The 21226-nt window shown below is 64.9% G+C and carries 19 protein-coding genes and 1 other RNA gene; 4 read left to right on the forward strand and 16 right to left on the reverse strand.

The annotated features are described in order from the left end of the window. Positions 1 to 15: 15 nt before the first annotated feature. From FFS68_RS11310 to speB, 5 genes are all read right to left on the reverse strand, one after another. Entirely contained in the window at positions 16 to 501 is a 486-nt protein-coding gene (locus FFS68_RS11310; protein WP_137753299.1) for an SRPBCC family protein, read from the reverse strand. Then, positions 498 to 3131 carry an alanine--tRNA ligase gene (gene alaS / locus FFS68_RS11315; protein WP_137753300.1) on the reverse strand — a complete coding sequence of 878 codons (2634 nt, stop codon included), beginning with the start codon at positions 3129 to 3131 and terminating at the stop codon, positions 498 to 500. The genes FFS68_RS11310 and alaS overlap by 4 nt, the downstream gene beginning before the upstream one ends. Before the next feature lie 72 nt (positions 3132 to 3203). Further along, a complete protein-coding gene (locus tag FFS68_RS11320) occupies positions 3204 to 3791 on the reverse strand; it encodes a hypothetical protein (protein ID WP_137753301.1) in 588 nt (195 codons plus the stop codon). Beyond that, the gene (locus FFS68_RS11325; protein WP_137753302.1) at positions 3781 to 4407 is read right to left on the reverse strand and encodes a glutathione S-transferase family protein; all 627 of its coding nucleotides are present in this window, start codon (positions 4405 to 4407) and stop codon (positions 3781 to 3783) included. The genes FFS68_RS11320 and FFS68_RS11325 overlap by 11 nt, the downstream gene beginning before the upstream one ends. Positions 4408 to 4425: 18 nt before the next feature. Next, entirely contained in the window at positions 4426 to 5241 is an 816-nt protein-coding gene (speB, locus tag FFS68_RS11330; RefSeq protein WP_137753303.1) for an agmatinase, read from the reverse strand. Between the two features lie 449 nt (positions 5242 to 5690). On the opposite strand from speB, the gene FFS68_RS11335 reads away from it, so the two are divergent. Then, the gene (locus FFS68_RS11335) at positions 5691 to 6173 is read left to right on the forward strand and encodes a hypothetical protein (protein ID WP_137753304.1); all 483 of its coding nucleotides are present in this window, start codon (positions 5691 to 5693) and stop codon (positions 6171 to 6173) included. A 179-nt stretch (positions 6174 to 6352) separates the two neighbouring features. On the opposite strand, the gene recA is transcribed toward FFS68_RS11335, so the two are convergent. The 7 genes from recA to dapA all read right to left on the reverse strand — a co-directional run bounded on the left by recA (position 6353) and on the right by dapA (position 14509). Beyond that, entirely contained in the window at positions 6353 to 7432 is a 1080-nt protein-coding gene (recA, locus tag FFS68_RS11340) for a recombinase RecA (RefSeq protein WP_137753305.1), read from the reverse strand. Positions 7433 to 7554: 122 nt separating this feature from the next. Next, positions 7555 to 7908: a response regulator gene (locus FFS68_RS11345; RefSeq protein ID WP_137753306.1), complete on the reverse strand. Its 354-nt coding sequence runs from the start codon at positions 7906 to 7908 to the stop codon at positions 7555 to 7557. After that, on the reverse strand, positions 7901 to 10249 hold the full coding sequence (locus tag FFS68_RS11350; protein WP_137753327.1) for a response regulator: 2349 nt from the start codon (positions 10247 to 10249) through the stop codon (positions 7901 to 7903). Before FFS68_RS11350 ends, FFS68_RS11345 begins: the two co-directional genes overlap by 8 nt. 122 nt (positions 10250 to 10371) lie before the next feature. Next, a complete protein-coding gene (locus FFS68_RS11355) occupies positions 10372 to 12372 on the reverse strand; it encodes a M13-type metalloendopeptidase (protein ID WP_249340130.1) in 2001 nt (666 codons plus the stop codon). Between the two features lie 156 nt (positions 12373 to 12528). Further along, on the reverse strand, positions 12529 to 13107 hold the full coding sequence (locus tag FFS68_RS11360; RefSeq protein ID WP_137753328.1) for a DUF2062 domain-containing protein: 579 nt from the start codon (positions 13105 to 13107) through the stop codon (positions 12529 to 12531). Positions 13108 to 13139: 32 nt separating this feature from the next. Continuing rightward, positions 13140 to 13625 carry an SsrA-binding protein SmpB gene (gene smpB / locus FFS68_RS11365; protein WP_137753308.1) on the reverse strand — a complete coding sequence of 162 codons (486 nt, stop codon included), beginning with the start codon at positions 13623 to 13625 and terminating at the stop codon, positions 13140 to 13142. 8 nt (positions 13626 to 13633) lie between these two features. Then, positions 13634 to 14509 (reverse strand): 4-hydroxy-tetrahydrodipicolinate synthase, encoded by an 876-nt coding sequence (gene dapA, locus FFS68_RS11370; protein WP_137753309.1) that lies wholly within the window; start codon positions 14507 to 14509, stop codon positions 13634 to 13636. A 100-nt stretch (positions 14510 to 14609) separates the two neighbouring features. On the opposite strand from dapA, the gene FFS68_RS11375 reads away from it, so the two are divergent. Then, positions 14610 to 16637 carry a lytic transglycosylase domain-containing protein gene (locus tag FFS68_RS11375; protein WP_137753310.1) on the forward strand — a complete coding sequence of 676 codons (2028 nt, stop codon included), beginning with the start codon at positions 14610 to 14612 and terminating at the stop codon, positions 16635 to 16637. A gap of 6 nt (positions 16638 to 16643) precedes the next feature. Beyond that, the gene (gene greB, locus FFS68_RS11380) at positions 16644 to 17126 is read left to right on the forward strand and encodes a transcription elongation factor GreB (protein WP_137753311.1); all 483 of its coding nucleotides are present in this window, start codon (positions 16644 to 16646) and stop codon (positions 17124 to 17126) included. Between the two features lie 4 nt (positions 17127 to 17130). On the opposite strand, the gene FFS68_RS11385 is transcribed toward greB, so the two are convergent. The 3 genes from FFS68_RS11385 to rnpB form a co-directional block, all read right to left on the reverse strand. Continuing rightward, positions 17131 to 18897 carry a caspase family protein gene (locus tag FFS68_RS11385; RefSeq protein WP_171003840.1) on the reverse strand — a complete coding sequence of 589 codons (1767 nt, stop codon included), beginning with the start codon at positions 18895 to 18897 and terminating at the stop codon, positions 17131 to 17133. A gap of 148 nt (positions 18898 to 19045) precedes the next feature. After that, on the reverse strand, positions 19046 to 19201 hold the full coding sequence (locus FFS68_RS17905; protein ID WP_171003841.1) for a hypothetical protein: 156 nt from the start codon (positions 19199 to 19201) through the stop codon (positions 19046 to 19048). A 76-nt stretch (positions 19202 to 19277) separates the two neighbouring features. Then, positions 19278 to 19671, reverse strand: an RNA gene (gene rnpB, locus FFS68_RS11390) — RNase P RNA component class A. A 326-nt stretch (positions 19672 to 19997) separates the two neighbouring features. On the opposite strand from rnpB, the gene FFS68_RS11395 reads away from it, so the two are divergent. Continuing rightward, positions 19998 to 20417 (forward strand): DUF3703 domain-containing protein, encoded by a 420-nt coding sequence (locus FFS68_RS11395; protein WP_137753313.1) that lies wholly within the window; start codon positions 19998 to 20000, stop codon positions 20415 to 20417. Between the two features lie 66 nt (positions 20418 to 20483). Here FFS68_RS11395 and FFS68_RS11400 read toward each other — a convergent pair whose 3' ends face one another. Continuing rightward, the gene (locus FFS68_RS11400; RefSeq protein WP_137753314.1) at positions 20484 to 21173 is read right to left on the reverse strand and encodes an N-acetylmuramoyl-L-alanine amidase; all 690 of its coding nucleotides are present in this window, start codon (positions 21171 to 21173) and stop codon (positions 20484 to 20486) included. Positions 21174 to 21226: the final 53 nt, after the last annotated feature.

Consider the following 21226-nt stretch of genomic DNA (forward strand, 5'->3'; position numbering starts at 1 on the left):
TCGATGCGAACGGATTTAGGAGGCCGTGCCCTCCACCACCCGCGCCAAATTCGCCAACGATGAATTCAGGCCTTCAAGGTGATCCTTCGCCGAAATCCCCGGCGGCACATGATGCGCGTCGATCGTCACCAGCGTGCCGCCGCCTTGCCGCGACAGATACCAGTGCATCGCCATCGTCCCCGAAAAGCGCGGATCGTCGGAGACGAATTCGACCTCCCACACGATCAGGCGGCCGTCGTCGAGCGTCGGAATATAGACCTCGACGACATCGCTATCATCGTCGCTCTTGGTCTCGACGTCGGCATCGTCAAAGGTCAGCCGCATCAGAAAGCCGCCGCCCGAGCGCAAATCGACATGCTCGAATTCGCCGGTCGCGCCCTCGGGCGGCAACCATTGCGCCAGCTTCGCCTCGCTAGTGAAGGCCGAAAAGACGTCGACCAGCGGCGCCGCGATCAGCCGTTCGGCATGATCGGTACGCCGCGTCTTCTTGGTCGGTTTCAAACGAGCGCGGCTTTGACCGCGGCCACCGCCGCATCGGCCGCGCCGCCGTCGGGACCGCCGCCTTGCGCCATGTCGGGCCGCCCGCCGCCGCCCTGTCCGCCGAGCGCCGCAACCGCGAGCTTGACGAGATCGACGGCGTTATGGGCCACGCCCTCGGTCACCCCGACCGCGACCGAAGCGCGCCCGTCGTTGACCGCGACCAGCATCGCGACGCCGCTGCCGACCTGCTTCTTCAGCCCGTCGACCGTGCCGCGCAGTTCCTTGGGATCGAGCCCGTCGACGACCTGCGCGATGAACGCGGTATCGCCCACCTGCTCGACCGCCAGGCCGCTCGCGCCGCCGCCGCCCATGGCCAAGGCCTTCTTCGCATCGGCCAGCTCGCGCTCGGCCTTTTTGAGCGCCTCGGCCAGCTGCGCGACGCGCGCCGGGACGTCGTCGGGCGAGGTCTTGAGCGCCGCGGCCGCGGCCTTCAGCGCCTCGTCGCGGCCATTCAGCCACTGGCGCGCGGCATCGCCGGTCAGCGCCTCGATACGCCGCACGCCCGAAGACACCGCGCTTTCGCTGATGATCTTGAACAAGGCGATGTCGCCCAGCGCGCGGACGTGCGTGCCGCCACAAAGCTCGACCGAATAATGATTGTCGGTCGCCCTGCCCATGCTCAGCACGCGCACTTCATCGCCATATTTCTCGCCGAACAGCGCCAGCGCGCCCGCCGCGACGGCGTCGTCCGGGGTCATCAGCCGCGTCGTCACCGCCTCGTTGCCACGGATCTGCGCGTTCACGTCGGCCTCGACATCGGCAATCTCTTCAGGCGTCAGCGCCTTGGGATGCGAGAAGTCGAAGCGGAAGCGGTCCTCGGCCACCAGACTGCCCTTCTGCGTCACATGCCCGCCGAGGCGATTGCGCAAGGCGGCGTGCAGCAAATGCGTCGCGCTGTGGTTGGCGCGGATGCGGTCGCGGCGCTCGGCATCGACGGTCAGCTGCACCGTATCGCCGACCTTCAGCGTCCCCGCCTCCAGCTTCGCCTGATGCGCGTGCAGCCGCCCCAGCGGCTTGCCGGTGTCGCTGATCGACGCCTTCGCACCGCTCAGCGTCGCGATCGTGCCGCTGTCGCCCATCTGGCCGCCGCTTTCGCCGTAAAAGGGTGTCTGGTTGGTCAGAACGACCAGCTCGTCGCCCGCCTTGCCCTCGTCCACCTGCACGCCGTCCTTGACCAGCGCAATCACCTGGCCTTCGCCGACGGTCGAGCCATAGCCGGTGAATTCGGTACTGCCGTTCGTTTCGGCCAGGTCGAACCAGATCTCTTCCGACGCCTTTTGCCCGCTGCCCTTCCACGCCGCGCGCGCCGCCGCCTTCTGCTGCGCCATCGCCGCGTCGAAACCCGCACGATCGACCGCGATGTCCTGCGTGCGCAGCGCATCCTCGGTCAGGTCGTAGGGGAAACCGAACGTGTCGTAGAGCTTGAACGCGACCTCGCCGGGCAGGGTCGCCCCCGCACCCATGCCGACCGTTGCCTCGTCGAGCAGCCGCAGCCCCTTGTCGAGCGTCTGGCGGAACTTGGTTTCCTCGCGCTCCAATGTCTCGGCGATCAGCGGCTGGGCGCGGATCAGCTCGGGATAGGCGGCGCCCATCTCGGCGGTCAGCGACGGCAACAGCCGGTACATCAGCGGATCCTTGGCGCCGAGCAGATGCGCGTGCCGCATCGCGCGGCGCATGATCCGGCGCAGCACATAACCGCGCCCCTCGTTCGACGGCAGCACTCCGTCGGCGACGAGGAAGCTCGACGCGCGGAGATGGTCGGCGATCACGCGGTGGCTCGCCTGCGTCGCGCCCTCGGCCGGAACCCCGGTCAGGTCGACCGACGCCGCGATCAGCGCCTTGAACGTGTCGGTGTCATAATTGTCGTGGACGCCCTGCAGCACCGCAGCGACGCGCTCCAGCCCCATGCCGGTGTCGATACTGGGGCGCGGCAGGTCGACGCGGTCGCCGGGACCGCGCTGGTCATATTGCATGAACACCAGGTTCCAGATTTCGACGAAACGGTCGCCGTCTTCCTCGGGCGATCCCGGCGGGCCGCCCCAGATATGGTCGCCATGGTCGTAAAAGATTTCGCTGCACGGCCCGCACGGCCCGGTGTCGCCCATCGACCAGAAATTGTCGTTGGTCGCGATGCGAATGATCCGCTCTTCGGGCAGCCCCGCGATCTTCTTCCACAGGTCGAACGCTTCGTCGTCGGTGTGATAGACGGTGACCGTCAGCCGTTCGGGCGCCAGCCCCCAGGTCTTGGTGATCAGGTTCCACGCATGATGGATCGCCTGTTCCTTGAAATAATCACCGAACGAAAAATTGCCCAGCATTTCAAAGAAGGTGTGGTGCCGCGCGGTGAAGCCGACATTGTCGAGGTCATTATGCTTGCCGCCCGCACGGACGCATTTCTGCGACGAGGCCGCGGTGCTGTACGGCCGCTTTTCGAGGCCCGTGAAGACATTCTTGAACGGCACCATCCCGGCGTTGACGAACATCAACGTCGGGTCGTTGTACGGCACCAGCGGCGCCGACGGCTCGATATGGTGCCCGGTGCCCCCGAAATAGTCGAGGAACGAGCGGCGAATGTCGTTGGTCGATGTCATGCGCGCGAATTAGGGATTTTGCGGGCATGCGACAAGCCGCTTCGTGTCGATGACGATCAACGCTGCAATCGATCAGAAAGCGGTGGCGATCCCCTTGCCCAGATAGCAGGGCAATTGTCGCAGCACGTCGGCCTTTGGCACCCCATCCTCGATCAGCGCGGCGGGGACTTCGGAGGTGTCGGTGCGCACGACGGTCCAGTCGGCACCCGGCGCAGTGCGGTGGACCGCGACATAGCCGCAATCCATCGTCCCATCCTTGCGATCGCCGCGAAAATCAAAGGCGGCGTAGAGCCCCGGCGGCTGCCCGGCGGGGTCGGCATACCAGCTGACGCGCAGCACGCGGAGCGTGCCGTCGGCCCACAATGTGGTCCGCTTGCGCAGGTTCATTTCCCATTCGAGCCGCGGGTTCGCCGCCTGGAACGACAGCCGCAGCATCGCGTAAGCGCTGGCATAATCGCGCTTCGCCAGCGCCATCGTATAGACGGCAAAGCGGCCCATCGCGGCGCTTTCGTCGGCCGCCGCCACGGTGAACGCGGCGCCGTCGGCGCCCGTCGCGATCCGCTCGACCTCCGGCCCGAGCGGCGGCACCTGCGCCGCCGCTGCGCTGGCGATCAGCCCCAGCGCGGCGAGCGGCAACCAGCGCCGCTGGTCAATAGCCATAATAAGCGCCGCCCTTTTCGCGCGCACGCTGCCAGGCGGGGCGCGCATGGCACGCGTTCACAAAGGCCGCGAGCTTGGGATAGCGCGGCGCCATGCCCTGCATGATCGCGATCTCGGCCGGGAAGCTCAGCATGATGTCCGCCGCCGACAGGCTGTCGCCGATGAAGTGACCATTGTCGCCGACACGGCTTTCCATATAGGCGAAATGCGCGTCGAGTTGCTGGTTGATCCGCGGTTCGAGCGGCGCCGCCGCCTCGCCCAGCCGCGCGGTGTAGATGCGCAGCAGGATCGGGGTCATCGCCGACCCTTCGGCAAAATGCAGCCATTCGAGGTGGCTGATATGGTCGTCGCTGCCGCGCTCGGGCACCAGATGCCCGCCGCCGTGCCGTTCGCACAGATATTCGGTGATCGCCCCCGATTCGATGATCACGCGGTCGCCATCGGAAATTACCGGCGATTTGCCGAGCGGATGGACCGCGATCAGTTCGGGCGGCGCGAGGTTGGTCGTCGCGTCGCGGTCATAATATTTGACCTCATAGGACGCGCCGATTTCTTCGAGCAGCCACAATATGCGCTGCGACCGGCTGTTGTTCAGATGGTGGACGATCAGGGTCATGATGCTCTCCTCAAGGGGTCAGTTCTTATAAGGGCCGTTGCGATCGATCAGCGCCGTGAGTTCGCGAACGAGCTTCGCGCCGAGGATCGCGGTGACATCGCCGATATCGCGGCCGGGATGATGCTCGACAATGTCGGCGCCGACGATCGGCGCGGTCTGCTTGTGCAGCACCGCCAGAACTTCGCGCACCGTCAGCCCGCCGGGCTCGGGATGCGCGACGCCGGGCGCCGCCGACGGGTCGAGGCCGTCGAGGTCGATCGAGATGTAGAGCGGGCCGTCGAGGACCGGGACGCGATCGGGGGTGAAATCGGCCATCGGAATGATCTCGACGCCGAAGCGCGCCGCCTGTTCGCGGCAATGGTTGGTGAGCGTGCGGATGCCGACCTGCACCAGTCGCTTGGCATGGCCGGCCTCGCAGATGCGGGCAAAGGGCGAAGCGTGGCTGCGCGGATTGCCCCCGAAATCGTCGTAGAGATCGGGGTGGGCGTCGAAATGGAGGATGCTCACCGGCCCGAAACAGGTCGCCGCGGCCTCGACGAGCGGGAAGGTCACCGCATGATCGCCGCCGACCGCCAACGGCACCTCGCCATCCTCCTGCAGCATCACGACGTGGCGCCGGATCGCGGCATCGTCCTGCGCAGTGTTTTCGGTCAGCGGCAGATCGCCATCATCGGTGAATACGATGTCGGTGCCAATCTCGGCGCCGAGTTCACTCGCCATATTGCCGCGGTCGCTGAACAGCGCCGCGCGGATCGCCGCGGGTCCGGCGGCCGCGCCCCGTTCGAAGCTGCTGTTGATATCGGTGGGCAGGCCAAAGAGGCGGATCGCAGGCATGGTTCGCTTGTAGCCGTTGGCAAAGCACGCGCAAGGCACGGCGAAAGGGACCGCGATGGTGAGACAGGATAACGGCGCCGACGTGCAGGAGGCCCGGTCGACAGCCGTCCTTCCCACCCCCGTTCGCATCGAGCGAAGACGAGATGCCCCGCAGAGCCGCGCATGGCCGATGGGTGTCTCGACTTCGCTCGACACGAGCGGGAACGAATGACGTCCGCCAACGACCGTTCATTGCCATATGCCATATCGTCATCCCGGACTTGATCCGGGATCCATACGCCCTCTAAGTCGCGGGCGGTGCATGGCCTCATGGACCCCGGATCAAGTCCGGGGTGACGAGCGTATGAGGTCCGCTCCCTACCCCACATCGGACTTTCGCTACCGATATGGCGACAAATGACCGGAACCGACCAATTGCAGACCTCTGAACTGCCGAGTAGATTCATCCGATGAAACTGCCTTGGCGAAAAGCGAAACCCATTCTCGAAGCTCAAATTGTGCTCGCAGCCGATGTCATCGCTGAGATGTGGGATGCCGGGAAAGACGCACAGGTAGCTGTCTTGAGGCGGAGCGGATTTGATGAAGGCCAAGCAAGAAGATTGCTGGCGTTTCTACCGCTAGCTTTCAGCCGACCGATCTTGGAGGAATTGGGGGTGGTCGATTTCGATCCGAACGTAACCGCGAGCGGGCCGGATGGAACATTTTTGAATGCGAAACTGATGCGGCAACCCGAATATGTTCAAGGTCTGAAAATCGCTCGTGATCACCGTAACAAAGGCGTGATGGATCACGAGGTTTACAAACTGATTGCTTCTAGCAGCGCCGATCTCAATGCGGTGGATGACGCGCTAAACGAGGGGGTAGACGTTACAGGCGCAACAATCGCAACTTCGCTTTTGGACACCAAAATTGCATTTCACCTCATTCGGTAGGCGAGTCCGCTTCCCACCACAAAGTCGCCGTCTCCAGCAATACCGGAAAAACCGCCACAGCACAAAAGGTCAACGGCCGGCGGGTCCACCTGCGGGGAGAGGGGAGTGCAGGTGCAAGGGGCTGAAGACCCGCCGCCGTTTCCCGGTCGGCCCGCCAATGCGAGCCGACCGGATCGGGATCAATTGTCGTCGTCGCCTTCATCGTCGGGGCCGACCATCATTTCTTCGGCCACCGCGTCGGTGCGGCTGCGGATGGCGGCTTCGAGCCGGTCCATCAATTCCGGATTGTCCTTGAGGAAGGTCTTCGCATTTTCCCGGCCCTGCCCGATGCGGATCGAATCATAGCTGAACCAGGCGCCCGATTTCTCGACGATCCCGGCCTTGACGCCCAGATCGAGGATCTCGCCGATCTTGGAAATGCCCTGCCCGTACATGATGTCGAATTCGACCTGTTTGAACGGCGGCGCGACTTTGTTCTTCACCACCTTGACCTTGGTCGTGTTGCCAACGATCTCGTCGCCATTCTTGATCTGGCCGGTACGGCGGATGTCGAGGCGGACCGAGGCGTAGAATTTCAGCGCGTTGCCGCCGGTCGTGGTTTCGGGGTTGCCGTACATCACGCCGATTTTCATGCGCAGCTGGTTGATGAAGATCACCATGCAGCGCGAGCGACTGATCGAACCGGTCAGCTTGCGCAGCGACTGCGACATCAGACGCGCCTGCAGGCCGACATGGGTGTCGCCCATCTCACCCTCGATTTCCGCGCGCGGGACCAGCGCGGCGACCGAGTCGACGACCAGCACGTCGATCGCGTTCGAGCGCACCAGCGTGTCGACGATTTCGAGTGCCTGTTCGCCGGTGTCGGGCTGCGAGATGATCAGTTCGTCGATATTGACGCCAAGCTTGCGTGCATAAACCGGGTCGAGCGCATGTTCGGCATCGACAAAGGCAACGGTGCCACCGCCCTTTTGCGCTTCGGCAAGGACGTGCAGCGCGAGCGTGGTCTTGCCCGAGCTTTCGGGACCATAGATTTCGATAACGCGGCCGCGCGGCAGGCCGCCGACGCCGAGCGCGATGTCGAGGCCGAGCGAACCGGTCGAGATCGCCTCGACCTGCATCGCTTCCTTCGAGCCCAATTTCATCACCGAGCCTTTGCCAAAGGCGCGATCGATCTGCGCGAGCGCGGCGTCGAGCGCCTTCTGCCTGTCCGTGTTGTTCACTGATTTCCCCGATTCGACGAGTGACAATTGTCCGGCCATGACCGTCCCTTTCCTGCTCTAAAGCGAAGGCAGAGCCATCGCAACGCCCGACCGATGTACGACATTTGTTCTTAGAGAACAAGATAGGAACACAAAAGAATTTCGCGCGATTGAAAGCGGCGCTATTGCGACGAAAATTCGGCCAGAGCGGCCTCGATATCGCTGATCCGGAAGGGTTTGGCGACCAGCGTGCGGTGCGCATGCGCCGCGGGCAAAATATCACCGCCGCCCGAGGTAAAGGCAAAGGGAATGTCTCGCTCGGCCAGCGCATCCGCGACCGGCCAGCCCTTTTCATCGCCGAGGTTGATATCGACGAGCGCGCCGCCGAGCGATTCGGCCGCGATGATCGCGAGCGCCTCGTCCATGCTCGCCGCTTGCGCGGGTTCGGGCAGCCCGAGCGCGTCGAACATGTCGGCGAGCATCATGCCGATCAGCACATCGTCCTCGACGAGCAGGATGCGGGGGCCGTCAGCCATTTTTCACCCGGTGCGCGGCGTCGTCGAGCGCCGCCGATGTCGCCTCGGCCAATTGCGCGACCGAAAAGGGTTTGGGCAGAAACGCGACATCGTCGATGTTGATCGACTGGCGCAATTGTTCCTCGGCATAGCCCGACATGAACAGCACCGGCAGGTCGGGCCGCTTGGCGCGCAGCGCGCGCACCATTGCGGGACCGTCCATCGTCGGCATCACGACGTCGCTGATGATCAGGTCAACCTCGGCCATCTGGGCAAAGCGTTCGAGCCCTTCCTCGCCCTGCGACGCAGTGACGACCGTATAGCCCGCGCGGGTCAGCGCGCGTTCGGCTACCGCGCGCACCATGTCCTCGTCCTCGACCAGCAGGATGGTGCCGGTGCCCCACTGGCTTTTCTTGGGCTTGGCGGGCGGCGGCACCACGACCGGCGTGTCGCTGCCGACGCGGTGGACGGGCAGATAGATGGCAAAGCTCGTTCCCTGCCCCGGCTTGCTGTCGGCAAAAATATACCCCGCCGATTGCTTGATGATGCCGTAAACCGTGGACAAGCCGAGGCCGGTTCCCTTGCCGACATCCTTGGTGGTGAAAAAAGGTTCGAAAATCTTGGGCAGCACGTCGGCGGCGATGCCGGTGCCGGTGTCGCTGACTTTGAGCGCGCAATAATCGGCGGGGGGCATGAATTCATTGCCCATCTGGCGCACGTCGGCGGCGGATACCGGATAGGTCTCGATCGTCAGCGTCCCGCCGCCCGGCATCGCATCGCGCGCGTTGACCGCCAAGTTGATGATCACCTGTTCCAACTGGCCGGGATCGGCGCGCACCGCGCCCAGCCCGCGGCCATGATGGACCGCCAGCTGGACGGTTTCGCCGATCAGCCGCTTGAGCAAGTGCGATACCTCTGAAATCACATCGGGCAACTGCAGAATTTGCGGCCGCAGCGTCTGCTGGCGCGAAAAGGCGAGCAATTGCCGCGTCAGGCTGGCGGCGCGGTTGGCGTTGCTGCGGATCTGCTGAATATCGTCATAGTCGCTGTCGCCGGGGGTATGGCGCATCAGCATCAGGTCGCACGCGCCGAGCACCGCGGTAAGAATGTTGTTGAAATCATGCGCGACGCCGCCGGCCAGCTGGCCGACCGCCTGCATTTTCGATGCCTGCGCGACCTGGCGCTTCAGCCGCGATTCCTCGCTCGAATCCTTCAGGCTGAGCAGCACTGCCGCCTCGCCCAGTCCGCGCACCCCGACAACGCGCATCGACACCGGATCGCCGCTCTGCCCCGCCAGCCGGATAGACAGGTCGCCGCCGACCTGCTGGCCGCTGCTGTGGCGGCGGATCATGTCGGCGAGGGCACCCTTGTCCTCGCCGACCACGATGTCGCCGGGATAGCGCGGCATCTTGCCGTCCCCCAGGTTGGCGGCGCGAACGAAGGCGCGGTTCATATACAGGAAGCGCCCGTCACGATCGACCATCGCCAGCCCGAACGGCAACAGCGACAGCAGGGTTTCGACATAGGTCTGCGCGGTGCCGCGGTCGGCCGGGCCCATTTCCTCGTCGAGCAGCGCGAGCAGCACCGGGGCATTGCCGTCGGCCGGAGCAAGCGGAATCTGCAGCATCCGCACCGGGGTCGCGCGATCGCCCTCGCGCGCGAAATAGAGCGCGCCGCCGTCGTCGATGCGCAGCATCGGCGCGACATCGCGGCCAGCATAATGACCGGCGTCATCCTCGCCAAGCGCGCGGAGCAGAAACGCCTGATTGGCGACCCGTAGCCGTCCTTCAGTGTTGACCAGCGCCGCCATCACCCCGGCGTGGCCCAGGGTGCGACCCGCGGGGCCATCGAGGTGGCGGGTTACTTCCGAAGCGAGGTCGAGCCGTTCGAGCGCCGAAAAGCGCCAGACCAGATAATCCTCTGCCTGACCGGTGCGCGTGACATGGGCGCGAAGTTGCAGCGGGCCGACCGCGAGGTCGTCAGCGCGCCCCTCGCCGTCGCGCCAGGCAATGCGCCCGGCATTCTTCAGGACATCGGCACCGCGGCCTTCGAGCGGCAAGCCGGGCGGTGTCACGAAGCCGCCCATCCAGGTGCCGAACAGGTCGTTGGCGCACACCATGCGCCCGGCCCGGTCGGTGACCGCGATCGCGACATCATCGTGATTGACCGCCTGGCGCAGCATCGTCCAGTCGGGCAGCACCGCTTCGCCCGCGACGGCGGCCGGAAACAACCGCCGGGCGAGCAAGACGCCGCCCGCCGCGACCGCAAGCCCGGCCAGAAAGCCCGCAGCGAGGATCGTGTCGCGCGTCGCCCAGAACAACAGTGCCGCCGACAGCAGCGCCAGCCCGCCGAGCAGGCCCATATCGACCCGCGACAGGCCCGGCGGCACCGAAAGCGGGCCGACGGAACCCGCCCCCCTGCCGATATCGGGATCAGCGGAAGGCAGGATCGTCGCGGTCAATGACAGTCTTTCTTATCGGCGCATCACCAGATGCGAACACGGTCTTTCGGCGCCAGATACAGCTTCTGGCCTTCCTTGATCTGATACGCCTTATACCACGGGTCAAGGTTGCGCGAGACCCAAGTCCGCTGGATCGAGGGCGAATGCGGATCGGTGGTGATCCGCTGCGACAAATTCTGGTCGCGATAGTTGCGCCGCCACACCTGCGCCCAGCCCAGGAAGAAGCGCTGATCGCCGGTCAGCCCGCCCAGCACGGGTGCTTCCTTGCCGCCCAGCGACGCCTTGTACGCGTCATAGGCGACGGTCAGGCCCGCCAGATCGCCGATATTCTCACCCAGCGTAAAGGTGCCGTCGAGCTTTTCGCCAGGCAGCACTTCATAGGCGTCATATTGCGCGATCAGCGCCTTGCCCGCCGCTTCGAACGCCGCGACGTCGGCGGGGGTCCACCAATCGGCAAGCTTGCCGGTCTCGTCATATTTCGCGCCCTGATCGTCAAAGTGATGGCTGATCTCATGGCCGATCACCGCGCCGATACCGCCATAGTTGATCGCCGGGTCGGCGTGCGGGTCGAAAAAGGGCGGCTGGAGGATCGCGGCGGGGAACACGATCTCGTTCATGCCGAAATTGGCATAGGCGTTGACCGTCATCGGGGTCATTCCCCACTCCCAACGGCGGATCGGCCCGCCCAGGCGGCTGATATTGTCGTCGTGCGCGAACTGGTTCGACCGCAGCGCGTTGCCGAACAGATCGTCCGCCTTGATCTCGAGCTTGCTGTAATCCTTCCAGCGATCGGGATAGCCGATCTTGGTGGTGAAATTGGCCAGCTTCTGCTTCGCCTTGACCTTGGTTTCGGGCTGCATCCATGCCAGCCCGTCGATGCGGCGGCCCATCGCGGCAAGGACGTTCTTGACCAGTTCGTCCATCGCCGCCTTGGTTTCGGGCGGGAAATATTTCGCGACATAGTCCTGGCCGACGGCCTCACCCAGATTGCCGGTGGTGAAATCGACCGCGCGCTTCCAGCGTTCCTGCATCTGCGGCGTTCCCGACAAGGCGGTGCCATAGAAGGAGAAGCTTTCCTGCGCGAACTTCTCGGGCAGCACGCCCGAAAAGCCGTCGAGGCTGCGCACGAGCAATGCGTCGCGGATCACCGCGATCGGCGCGTCGGCGAGCAGCTTGGCTTCGCCGATGAAGGCGCTCGGCTGCGACACCAGCAGCACATCTTCCTTGACGCCCAGGCCGCGGATGAAGGTCGCCCAGTCGAACCCGGGCGCCGCCGCGGCCAGTTCGGCGATCGTCATTTTGTTATAGGCCTTGGTCGCGTCGCTGCTGTCGTTCTTGTCCCAATGAACGGTCGCGATCTGCTTTTCGAAATCATAGATCGCCTTGGCGCGCGCCGCGGCATTGGTCTCGCCCGCCAGCGTCAGGACATTCTCCAGATGCTTCAAATATGCGCCCTGCAGCTTGGCGTTGCGCTCATTGTCCTTCAGGTAGAAATCGCGGTCGGGCATGCCGATGCCGCCCTGGAACATCGTGTAGATGTACACGTCGGGGTTCTTGTCGTCCTGGCCGACAAAACCGCCAAAGAAATGCTGCACACCGCTGCGGTCGGCCTCGGCGAGCAGCGCAGCAAGGCCGGGCTTGTCGACGGCGCGGATCTTGGCGAGCCACGGCTGAATCGGTGCCAGCCCTTTCGCTTCGACCGCCGGGGCATCGAGATAGGCAGCGTAGTTGCGGCCGATCATGCTGTTGGGATCGCCCTTGGCCGCGTCGAGGATTTCGCGGGTGCGCTGCTGCGACAAGTCGCCGAGCGCGGTGAACATGCCATAGTTCGACTTGTCGGCGGGGATCTGGGTGTTCTTGGCCCAGGTGCCATTGGCATAGCCGTAGAAATCGTCGCCCGGCTGCACCGCGGTGTCCATGCCCGCGGTGTCGAAGCCGAAGGTGCCGAGTTCGGGCTTGGCCGCGGTTTCGGCGGCGGGCGCGGGTGCAGCCTTTTCCTTGGCGGCGGCCGGCACGGCGGTCATTAGCACAGCGCCCAGCGCGGCGGTCGCCATCAGGCGCGAAGAAACATGCAAAAGAGTCATGATAGTCCCCAGTTTTCAAATCGAAGCAAAGATGCGCGGCGGCGTTGCCGCGCACGCGATTGCGATGGGATAGCTATACGACGGCGCGCGCGCCGTTCAACCGGCGGGGGTGTCGCTGGTCGATGCCTCATGTCGTTGGTCGCGCGCCCGCTGCAATTTGCGGCGCCAGCGCAGCCGGATCCAATTGTCCCAGAAAATCGAGGCGAGCACATAGCCGATCGCGGCCGACGCCAGCGAAATAACGAACAGCCCGGCGAGCATCGCGGGCGCGGCGTCCGAAAACACCCAGCGCGCCCATTCGCCCGCCGAGGCGCCATGCTCGATCATCGATGAAAAGGTCGCGCTGTTCGCCTGGAGCCCGAACAACCAGTCGCCGAGCCACACCGATGCGATGATGATAAACGGCGTCGTCACCGGGTTGGAAAGGAACGTCATCGCGGCGCCGATCGGGATATTCGCGCGCACCGGCAGCGCGAGCAGCGCGACGCCCAATATCTGGATGCCCGGGATCAGGAAAAAAATGCCGACGAACAGCCCGAGCGCGGTGCCGCGCGGCACCGACGTGCGGGTAAAGCGCCACAAATGGCTGTGCGCGACGCGGTGCGCGAAGGGTTTGACGAAGCGGCTCGCGAGCAGTTCCTCGCGCGTCGGCGAATTGCGGCGGATCCAGTTCATCACCGCCGCCTTGTCCTTGGGTTTGCCGCCGCTCACCCGCGTTCTTTCATCAGCCGCTGCTTGTCGCGCTTCCAGTCGCGTTCCTTGATCGACTCCCGCTTGTCATGCGCCTTCTTGCCCTTGGCGAGCGCGAGTTCGACCTTCGCGCGGCCGCGGCTGTTGAAATAGACGCTCAGCGGAACCAGCGTCATGCCCTGCCGCGCGACGCCGGCGTACATCTTGTTGATCTCGCGGCCGCTCAGCAGCAGCTTGCGCGGGCGTTTGGGCTCGTGATTGTGGCGGTTGCCGTGGCTGAATTCGGGGATGTTGCTGTTGATCAGCCAGACCTCATTGCCCTTTACCTCGGCATAGCTCTCGGCAATCGTGCCTTCGCCGAAACGCAGCGATTTGACCTCGGTCCCCTGCAGCGCGATCCCGGCCTCGAACACCTGTTCGATGGCAAAGTCGAACCGCGCGCGCCGGTTCTCGGCAACGATCTTTTTCTTGTCGAATTCGGCGGCGGACTGCGGACGGGCCATGGGATAACCTAAATCACTCCTGCCGCGGACAGCGCGGCATCGACGGCGGCGCGCGAAGCTGCGTCTGCCGGGATAATAGGTAGGCGCACTTCGGGCGAAAACCAGTCGTGGACACGCGACAGCGCATATTTCACCGGCCCCGGCGAGGTGTCGGAGAACATCGCCTGATGCAGGTCGAACAGGCGATCGTGCAGCACCAGCGCCCGCGTCCAGTCGGCCGCCGCACAGGCAGCGGCGAAATCGGCGCACAGCCGCGGCGCGACATTCGCGGTGACCGAGATGCAACCGACGCCACCCATCACCGCATGCGGCAGCCACAGATCGTCGTTGCCGCTCAATTGGCAGAAATCGGTTCCGGCACCCGCGCGGTGAATCGTCACCCGCGCCAGATCGCCGCTCGCGTCCTTGATCGCAATGACCGAGGGGATTTCGGCGAGCTTGCACATCGTTTCGGCGCTGACGTCGGCCATGGTGCGACTAGGCACGTTATAGACCACGATCGGCAGGTCGCTGGCGTCGGCCAGCGCTTGAAAATGCGCGATCATGCCATTCTGGCTAGGCTTGTTGTAATAGGGAGCAACCACCAGCGCCGCCGCGGCGCCGGCGGCTTGCGCGTGGCGCATGTGGCGGATGGCGGTCGCGGTGTCGTTCGACCCACACCCGGCGATCACCGGGACGCGCCCCGCCGCCGCCTGGATACAGCTGTCGATGACCTGATAATGTTCGTCGAACCCCAGTGTCGGGCTTTCGCCTGTCGTGCCGCAGGGGACCAGCGCGCTGGTGCCTTCGTGGATCTGCCAATCGACCAGCCGCGCGAAGGCCGAGGCGTCGAACGCCCCATCGCGAAATGGCGTCACTAAGGCGGGAATCGACCCCGAAAACATGCCCCGCTCCTTTACAAAAACCCGGGCCAGCCGGTAGAGTCCCGACGGCGCGCCGCTAATGGACGTCTATTCAGCGCCCCGCAAGGAGTTTGGCATTACCATGGACGGCATGATCACGCTGCCCCGTATCTCCCGTCTGGCACTGGCCGCGGCCCTGCTTCTTCCCACCATGGCCCATGCCAGCGAACTCACCCCCGAACAGATGGCGTGGTATCGCGCCCAGATGGGGCTGGCCTCGACATCGGGGCCGCCGCCGGCGACGAACTCGGTCGGCGACGCGGTGATGGAATGGCGGCGGCTGACCGCCAACAGCGGCGCCTCGTTCGACCAGCTGTCGCGCTTTCTGATGACCAATCGCGGCTGGCCCGACGCCGACAAGATGCGCGTTCGCGCCGAAAAATCGATCGCCATCGACAGCTTCGACCCCGCACGCACCCTCGCTTATTTTCAGGCCTATCCGCCGCAAACACCCAGTGGCCACCTGCGCCATGCGATGGCGCTGAACGCTTCGGGCCGCCGCGACGACGCCCATGCCGCGGTGCGCCGGGCGTGGACGAGCGGACCGCTCGACGATTATGAAGCCAGCCGTGCGCTCAGCCTGTTCCCGGGCGCGCTGTCGGTCGCCGACCATGACGCGCGGATGGACCGCTTGCTCTGGTCGGGCGCCACCGCCGCCGCCAGCCGCCAGCTCGCTTATACATCGCCCGAGCGGCGCAGCGTCTTTGCCGCGCGCCTGGCGATGCGCAGCAGCTCGGTCGATGCGGCGTTTCAGGCATCGGCCGCCGAAGCCGCCAACCCGTCGCTGACCCGCAGCGATGCCGGATACATCACCGACAAGGCGACCTGGCTGCGGCAGACCGGCCGCGTCGGCGAAGCGCGCGCGCTGCTCGCGGCGCCGCGCGCCCTCGCCAAGGCGCCGACCGATCCCGAAGAATGGATCGAGACGCTGTTGACCAATGCCCGTCAGGCCGACAGCGCAGGCGACAAGCTCACCGCCTATAATATTGCGCGGCAATTGAACGACAGCTTTCCGCCGGGCACCGTGATCCGCGAAACCCCGCTCAGCGTGCGCGACGATTACACGTCGCTGGCGTGGCTGGCAGGGCAACTCGCCTACAAGGACCTCCGCCGCCCCGCCGAGGCAGTGGCGCTGTACCGCGCCTATGGGGAAGCGGCGCGATCAGCGCAGACGCGCACCAAGGGCTTTTACTGGGCGGGCCGCGCCGCGCTCGCGGCGGGCGACCGCTCGACGGCGAACACCCATTTCGCCGACGCTGCACAGCATTACGACCAATTCTACGGCCAGCTGGCGCTCGAACGGCTGAGCCGTCCCCAGCCGCGCCCGACGCCCAATCCGACGATCCAGGTCAGCAGCAACGACAAGCGCGCGTTCGACGACGACCGGCTGGTCCGCGCCGCGCGCGCGCTGGGCGAGATCGGCGCGTGGCGCGAACAATCGCTGTTCCTGCGTGCGCTGGCGCAAAAGGCGACGTCGCCCGCCGACCATGTCCTGGCCGGACAATTGGCATCGCAGATCGGGCGCCCCGACCTCGGCGTCATGATCGGCCGCAGCGCGCAGGCGAACAGCCTCGACGCGGTCGAGGTTGCAGGTTTCCCGACGGTGCGCGTGCCCGCGGGGCATGAAGGAAATTGGACCTTTATCCACGCGATCACCCGGCAGGAAAGCCAGTTCGATCGCGCCGCCATCAGCCATGCCGGGGCGCGCGGGATGATGCAGTTGATGCCCGGCACCGCGAACGAGGTCGCCGGCAAACTCGGACTGTCGTATAACCGCGACCTGCTGACCACCGACACCAATTACAACATGATGTTGGGGTCGACCTATTTCCAGCAGATGCTGCGCTATTTCGGCGGCAGCTATCCGCTCGCGGTCGCGGCGTATAACGCCGGGCCGGGCAATGTGAACAAATGGCTGCGCGCCAATGGCGACCCGCGCACCGGATCGATCGAAATGATCGACTGGATCGAGGCGATCCCGATCTTTGAAACGAAGAATTATGTCCAGCGCGTGCTCGAAAATGCGGTCGTTTACGACACGCTGCAGCAAGGCAAGACGCTGCCGCAGGCACCGCTCAGCTTCTACCTCGGCAAGCGCACCCCCGGATAAGTCCGCGTGGCGGGGGAACGCAGCAATATCATCAGCCCCGCCGGCTTTGCCGCGCTGCGCGCCGAATATGACGCGCTGCTGGGCGACGAGCGACCCAAGCTGGTCGAGGTGATCAGCTGGGCGGCGGGCAATGGCGACCGCAGCGAGAATGGAGACTATATCTATGGTCGCAAGCGACTGCGCGAGATCGACCGGCGGCTGTCGTTCCTGGCGCGGCGGATGAAGGCGGCGCGCGTCGTCGACCCCGCACAGCAACCCGACAAGAGCCGGATCTGGTTCGGCGCCACCATCGAACTTGCCGACGACGATGACGCGCGGCGCACCGTCACGCTGGTCGGCGACGACGAAGCAGAAGCGGGCGACGGCCGGATCGGCTGGAACAGCCCGCTCGCCCGCGCACTGCGCGGCGCCGCGATCGGCGATTTGCGCGTCGTGCAGCTCCCGTCGGGACCGAAAGAGTGGGAGGTAATGGCGGTTAGCTATTCCTGACCAGTCACTCGCCAATCCCCGCAATCAGATCGCGTTGATCCGTGCGCAATTCGGGCAGATCGCGCGCCAGCCTGGCCCAATGTGCCGCTTCCTTCGCGTCGGCGGTCACTCCAATCCCCTTCGCATAAGCATCGGCCAAGATCGCACGCGACCCCGCAAAACCCGCGCGCGCCGCAACGCCGCAATCCTCGATCGCGCCCGCCAGCGTCTTCGCTGCAAAATGCGCCTCGCACAGCCAGTGATTGCCCTCGGGATTGCCCGCCGCCGCGATGGTGCGCAGCCGCGCGAGGTTCGCGATGCGGGTATCGGCGAAATAGGTCAGCGCAAAGATTGCCGCCGGATGCCCTTTTTCGGCCGCTTCGGCATAGAGCGCCTGCGAGCGGGCGAAATCGGCAGGTCCGAAGGTGCCCGCCGCGAGACGATAGGCGAGATGCGTTTTCGCCTTCGAAAATCCGGCGCTCGATGCCGCGACATACAGGTCATAGGCCAGGCGGGTGTTGTCGGGGGAAGGATAGTTCTCAAGCAAGAGATACGCGAGCTCCTGACGCCCGGCCGGAAAACCCTGTCGCGCAGATTTTTCGAGATATTGGCGCGCGCGCCACACTTCGCGCTTCACCCCGACGCCGAGCGAGAACATATAGCCTGCCAGGTGCTGGGCGAGCGGGTCGCCGCTCTCGGCAAGCGCGACGATCCTGGCTGCGCCGTGTCGCGACAAGACGTCGGCAATCAAGATCGGTTCATCCTCGATCGCCAGTCGATCAAGGGAAATGTCGGAGAGTTCAGGCGAGATGCGGCCGCGCCAGAGGTTGGCGGCGGGGTCGGGAGCGGGCGCCGCCCCGCGCGCCGCATCATAGGTGGGCGCGCGGGGTGCCAGCGGTGGTGGCGGCGGCGCGGACCAGTTGAACCGCGCGGGCGGCGACGCGGGCACCTCGGGCGGCGCAACCAGATAATAATCGTCGAACCAGCTGCCATAATGAAACGGCTGCTGCGGACCCAGGGCCATGCCGTGGGTGCGTTTATACACTTCACGCGACACGATTTTGAAATAGTCGGATATTTCCAGACCGGGAATGCCCAGTTCCTTGACCACCGCCGCCGCGAACGGGCTGACCGGCGATCCGACCGGCGCAAAGTCAAGCGCGGGCCGCCCCTTCGCGGTCGAATAGAAGACCGCCCCCTGCCCGATGTCGAGCAGCCCGAGCGGTGCCGACGCCGCGTCACCCCCCGCGACATTGACGTCCTCGATCCGCACGACCGGTTCGGCGGTGCGGCAGGCATCGACGAACAGCAGCGTGAAGGCGCCCGCCGGCACCACGCGCTTCACGGCGGCTTCGATCGACAAATAGCGTTTTTCGACGTCGGCGCGGCGCGTCGCGGGCGGAGCCTCCATCGGCACCAGCCAGTTGCGCCCGCCATATTCAAAGCCGTGTCCGGCATAATAGATAATCACCGACTTCGCGCCCGCCGCATCCGCCGCAAAGCGGGTCAGCGCCGCGTCGAGCGTCGGCATGTCGGCATTGCGCACGATGCGCGGCGAAATCCCCGCCTTTGCAAAGGCGATGCAGACATAATCAATGTCGTTGACCGCGTTTTTCAGCGACGGCCATTCCCAGTCATTATAGGCGCTGTTGCCGATCAGCAGCGCGACCCGCTCGCCCTCCAGCGGCGCGGTGCCGCACCCGTCCAAGGGTTGGGCGGCCACCATGGGAGCGGCAAAAAACATCCCGAGCAGCGCCACCCAAAATGCCCCGATGCGCGCTCGCTTCGCCATGCCTACCCCCATGTAGCGCCGTTGGGCGCCCGCATAAAAATGGCGGAATTCTGCGCAACTTCACACTGAAATCGCATTGTCCCGCATCCCCCGACCCGTCGGCAAGACGGTAGGTGACCGGCGCCGGGTAGGAAAGCGGAAACTAGTGTCAGGGCTGCAGCAGTGCCGGGATGATCCAGATCGCCGACATCACGATCACCACCGCGATCAGCGAGAAAGCAAGAACATAGCGGACATTGTGACCCTTGACGCCGCCGCTCGCCTCGGTCTCCGTCACTTCGACATGGTCATCGACGACTTTCATGGTGCATTTCCCTTCCAAATCGTCCGCTTGTAACGCGGCCCTGGCACGGGCGGTTCCGCGCGGCGCCGGGGAGAGAGGTGCCAGAGGGTCTGTAAGCCGGGTTCTGTCCACCCCGTTGCCGGGGATGGGCGATCATTCCTCTAGGCGAACGGTTACCCGAACGCTCAAGCAGTCAACCCGGACGGCTGGGCCGGAACCAGCCCTGGATTGCTCCGCACCGTCCCTATTCGACCTTGCTCCCGGTGGGGTTTGCCGTGCCGCGCCTGTTACCAGCCGCGCGGTGCGCTCTTACCGCACCCTTTCACCTTTCGCCGGGCCGAAGCCTTGGCGGTTTGCTCTCTGTGGCACTTTCCCTGAACCGGTCCGAAGACCGGCCCGCCGGACGTTATCCGGCACCGTGATTTCCGTGGAGCCCGGACTTTCCTCCCCCGGCAGGATACCCCACCGGCGGCGATCGCCCGACCCTCTGGCGGATGCGAGTATAGCGCGAAAGGATAAGCAATACGAGCGATTGTAAGGAGGACCGGTTTGGGGTGGAAAGCGGCCGTTTGCTATCCCACCTTCGTCATCCCAGACTTGATCCGGGATCTATAGCTGCGCCGTCGTCATGTAGCCCGGATCAAGTCCGGGATGACGATGAAAGGACGGGCAAGTTTTGGTCATTGACGGTCAGGCCGCTTTGGGTGGAATGCCGACATCGGCAACGGCGCGCAAGCGATGCACTGGTGCCATTTGGCGCTCGTTCGCAGGGCCATGGTCGTGGTAACCGTGCCGACCCGCTCTGGAGCCGTCGATTATGGATTTGGGTATCAAAGCAGCCTTTGCCAGCGAAATGGCCGCCGCGCGGGCTGCGGAGGCGGCGGGCGATATGGCGCTGGCCAAACACTATCTGGAGCGGGCCCATGTCCTGGGCCAGCGCTGGTATGCCGCGCATGTGCAGACGCATTTTCATATGTTGCGGCTCGCGCTCAAGCAATCGGATGCCAAGGAAGCGCGCGGACAGCTCGTCAGACTGATCGGTGCCGGTCCCTTCCACCTTGCGGGCTGGGTTCCGGTCGGCAACACGGGCGGGGCCGATGTTTCGGCAACACGGCCGATGCCGATACCGGCGGACTTGCAGGTCTATCTTGAGGGTCATTCGCTGCGCAACGGTTTGATCCTGCGTGGCGTTTTGGTCGCTGTGCTGGCCGCCGCCTATCTGCTTTTTATGCGATGAACGGGCCAATGGTTCAGGACCGCGCGCCGGGGTCGTTCGTGTCCGGCTTCGGCCGCAACCCGCCGTTCAATTCCCCTCGGGCTGCGGCAACAGCAGCGCGAGCAGGATCGCGCGGCACTCACCGCAGATCGTGCCATCGATCAGTTCGGGTCGAAACCGCCGCTGGAACGCCACCGTCGCCGCAAACCCGTCGGTCACGTCATACCCAAAGCGTTCGAGCGCCAGCAGGAAACCGGCGTCGGTCCACAGCGGATCGGTCAGTTTTTTGGTCGGGCGCGGCAGCGCGAGGCGGCGGCGAGCGAGCTCGTCCCACGGGAACAGCTCGCCCGGATCCTGCTTGCGCGTCGGCGCGATGTCCGAATGGCCGACGACATTGCCGCGGGTGACCGCGTACCGGTCCTTGATGATGTGGACCAGCCGGACGACCGAGGCGATTTGGGGATCGGGGAATGGGACATAGCCCCATTCATGCCCCGGATTGACGATCTCGATCCCGACGCTGGCCGAATTGATGTCGCTGATCCCGCGCCAGTGCGCCTTGCCGGCGTGCCAGGCGCGCTTGTCCTCGGGCACCATATGGGTGATCTGGCCGTCCTCGCTGACGACATAATGTGCCGACACCTTCGCATCGGGATTGGCAAGCCAATCAATGGCTTCGGCACCGTCCTTCATGCCGGTATAGTGCAGCACGATCATCGAGATGGGCAGCGCGCGATCGTCGAAATTGGGAGACCAGCGTTCGATAAAATCGCTCATGCGTTCGGGAGACCCGTCCTGTGCTTGCCAAGCCGTCGATTGCGCCAGTGGCG

This window comes from Sphingopyxis sp. L1A2A, from assembly GCF_005502465.1.
In the GTDB taxonomy this organism is placed as follows: Bacteria; Pseudomonadota; Alphaproteobacteria; order Sphingomonadales; family Sphingomonadaceae; genus Sphingopyxis.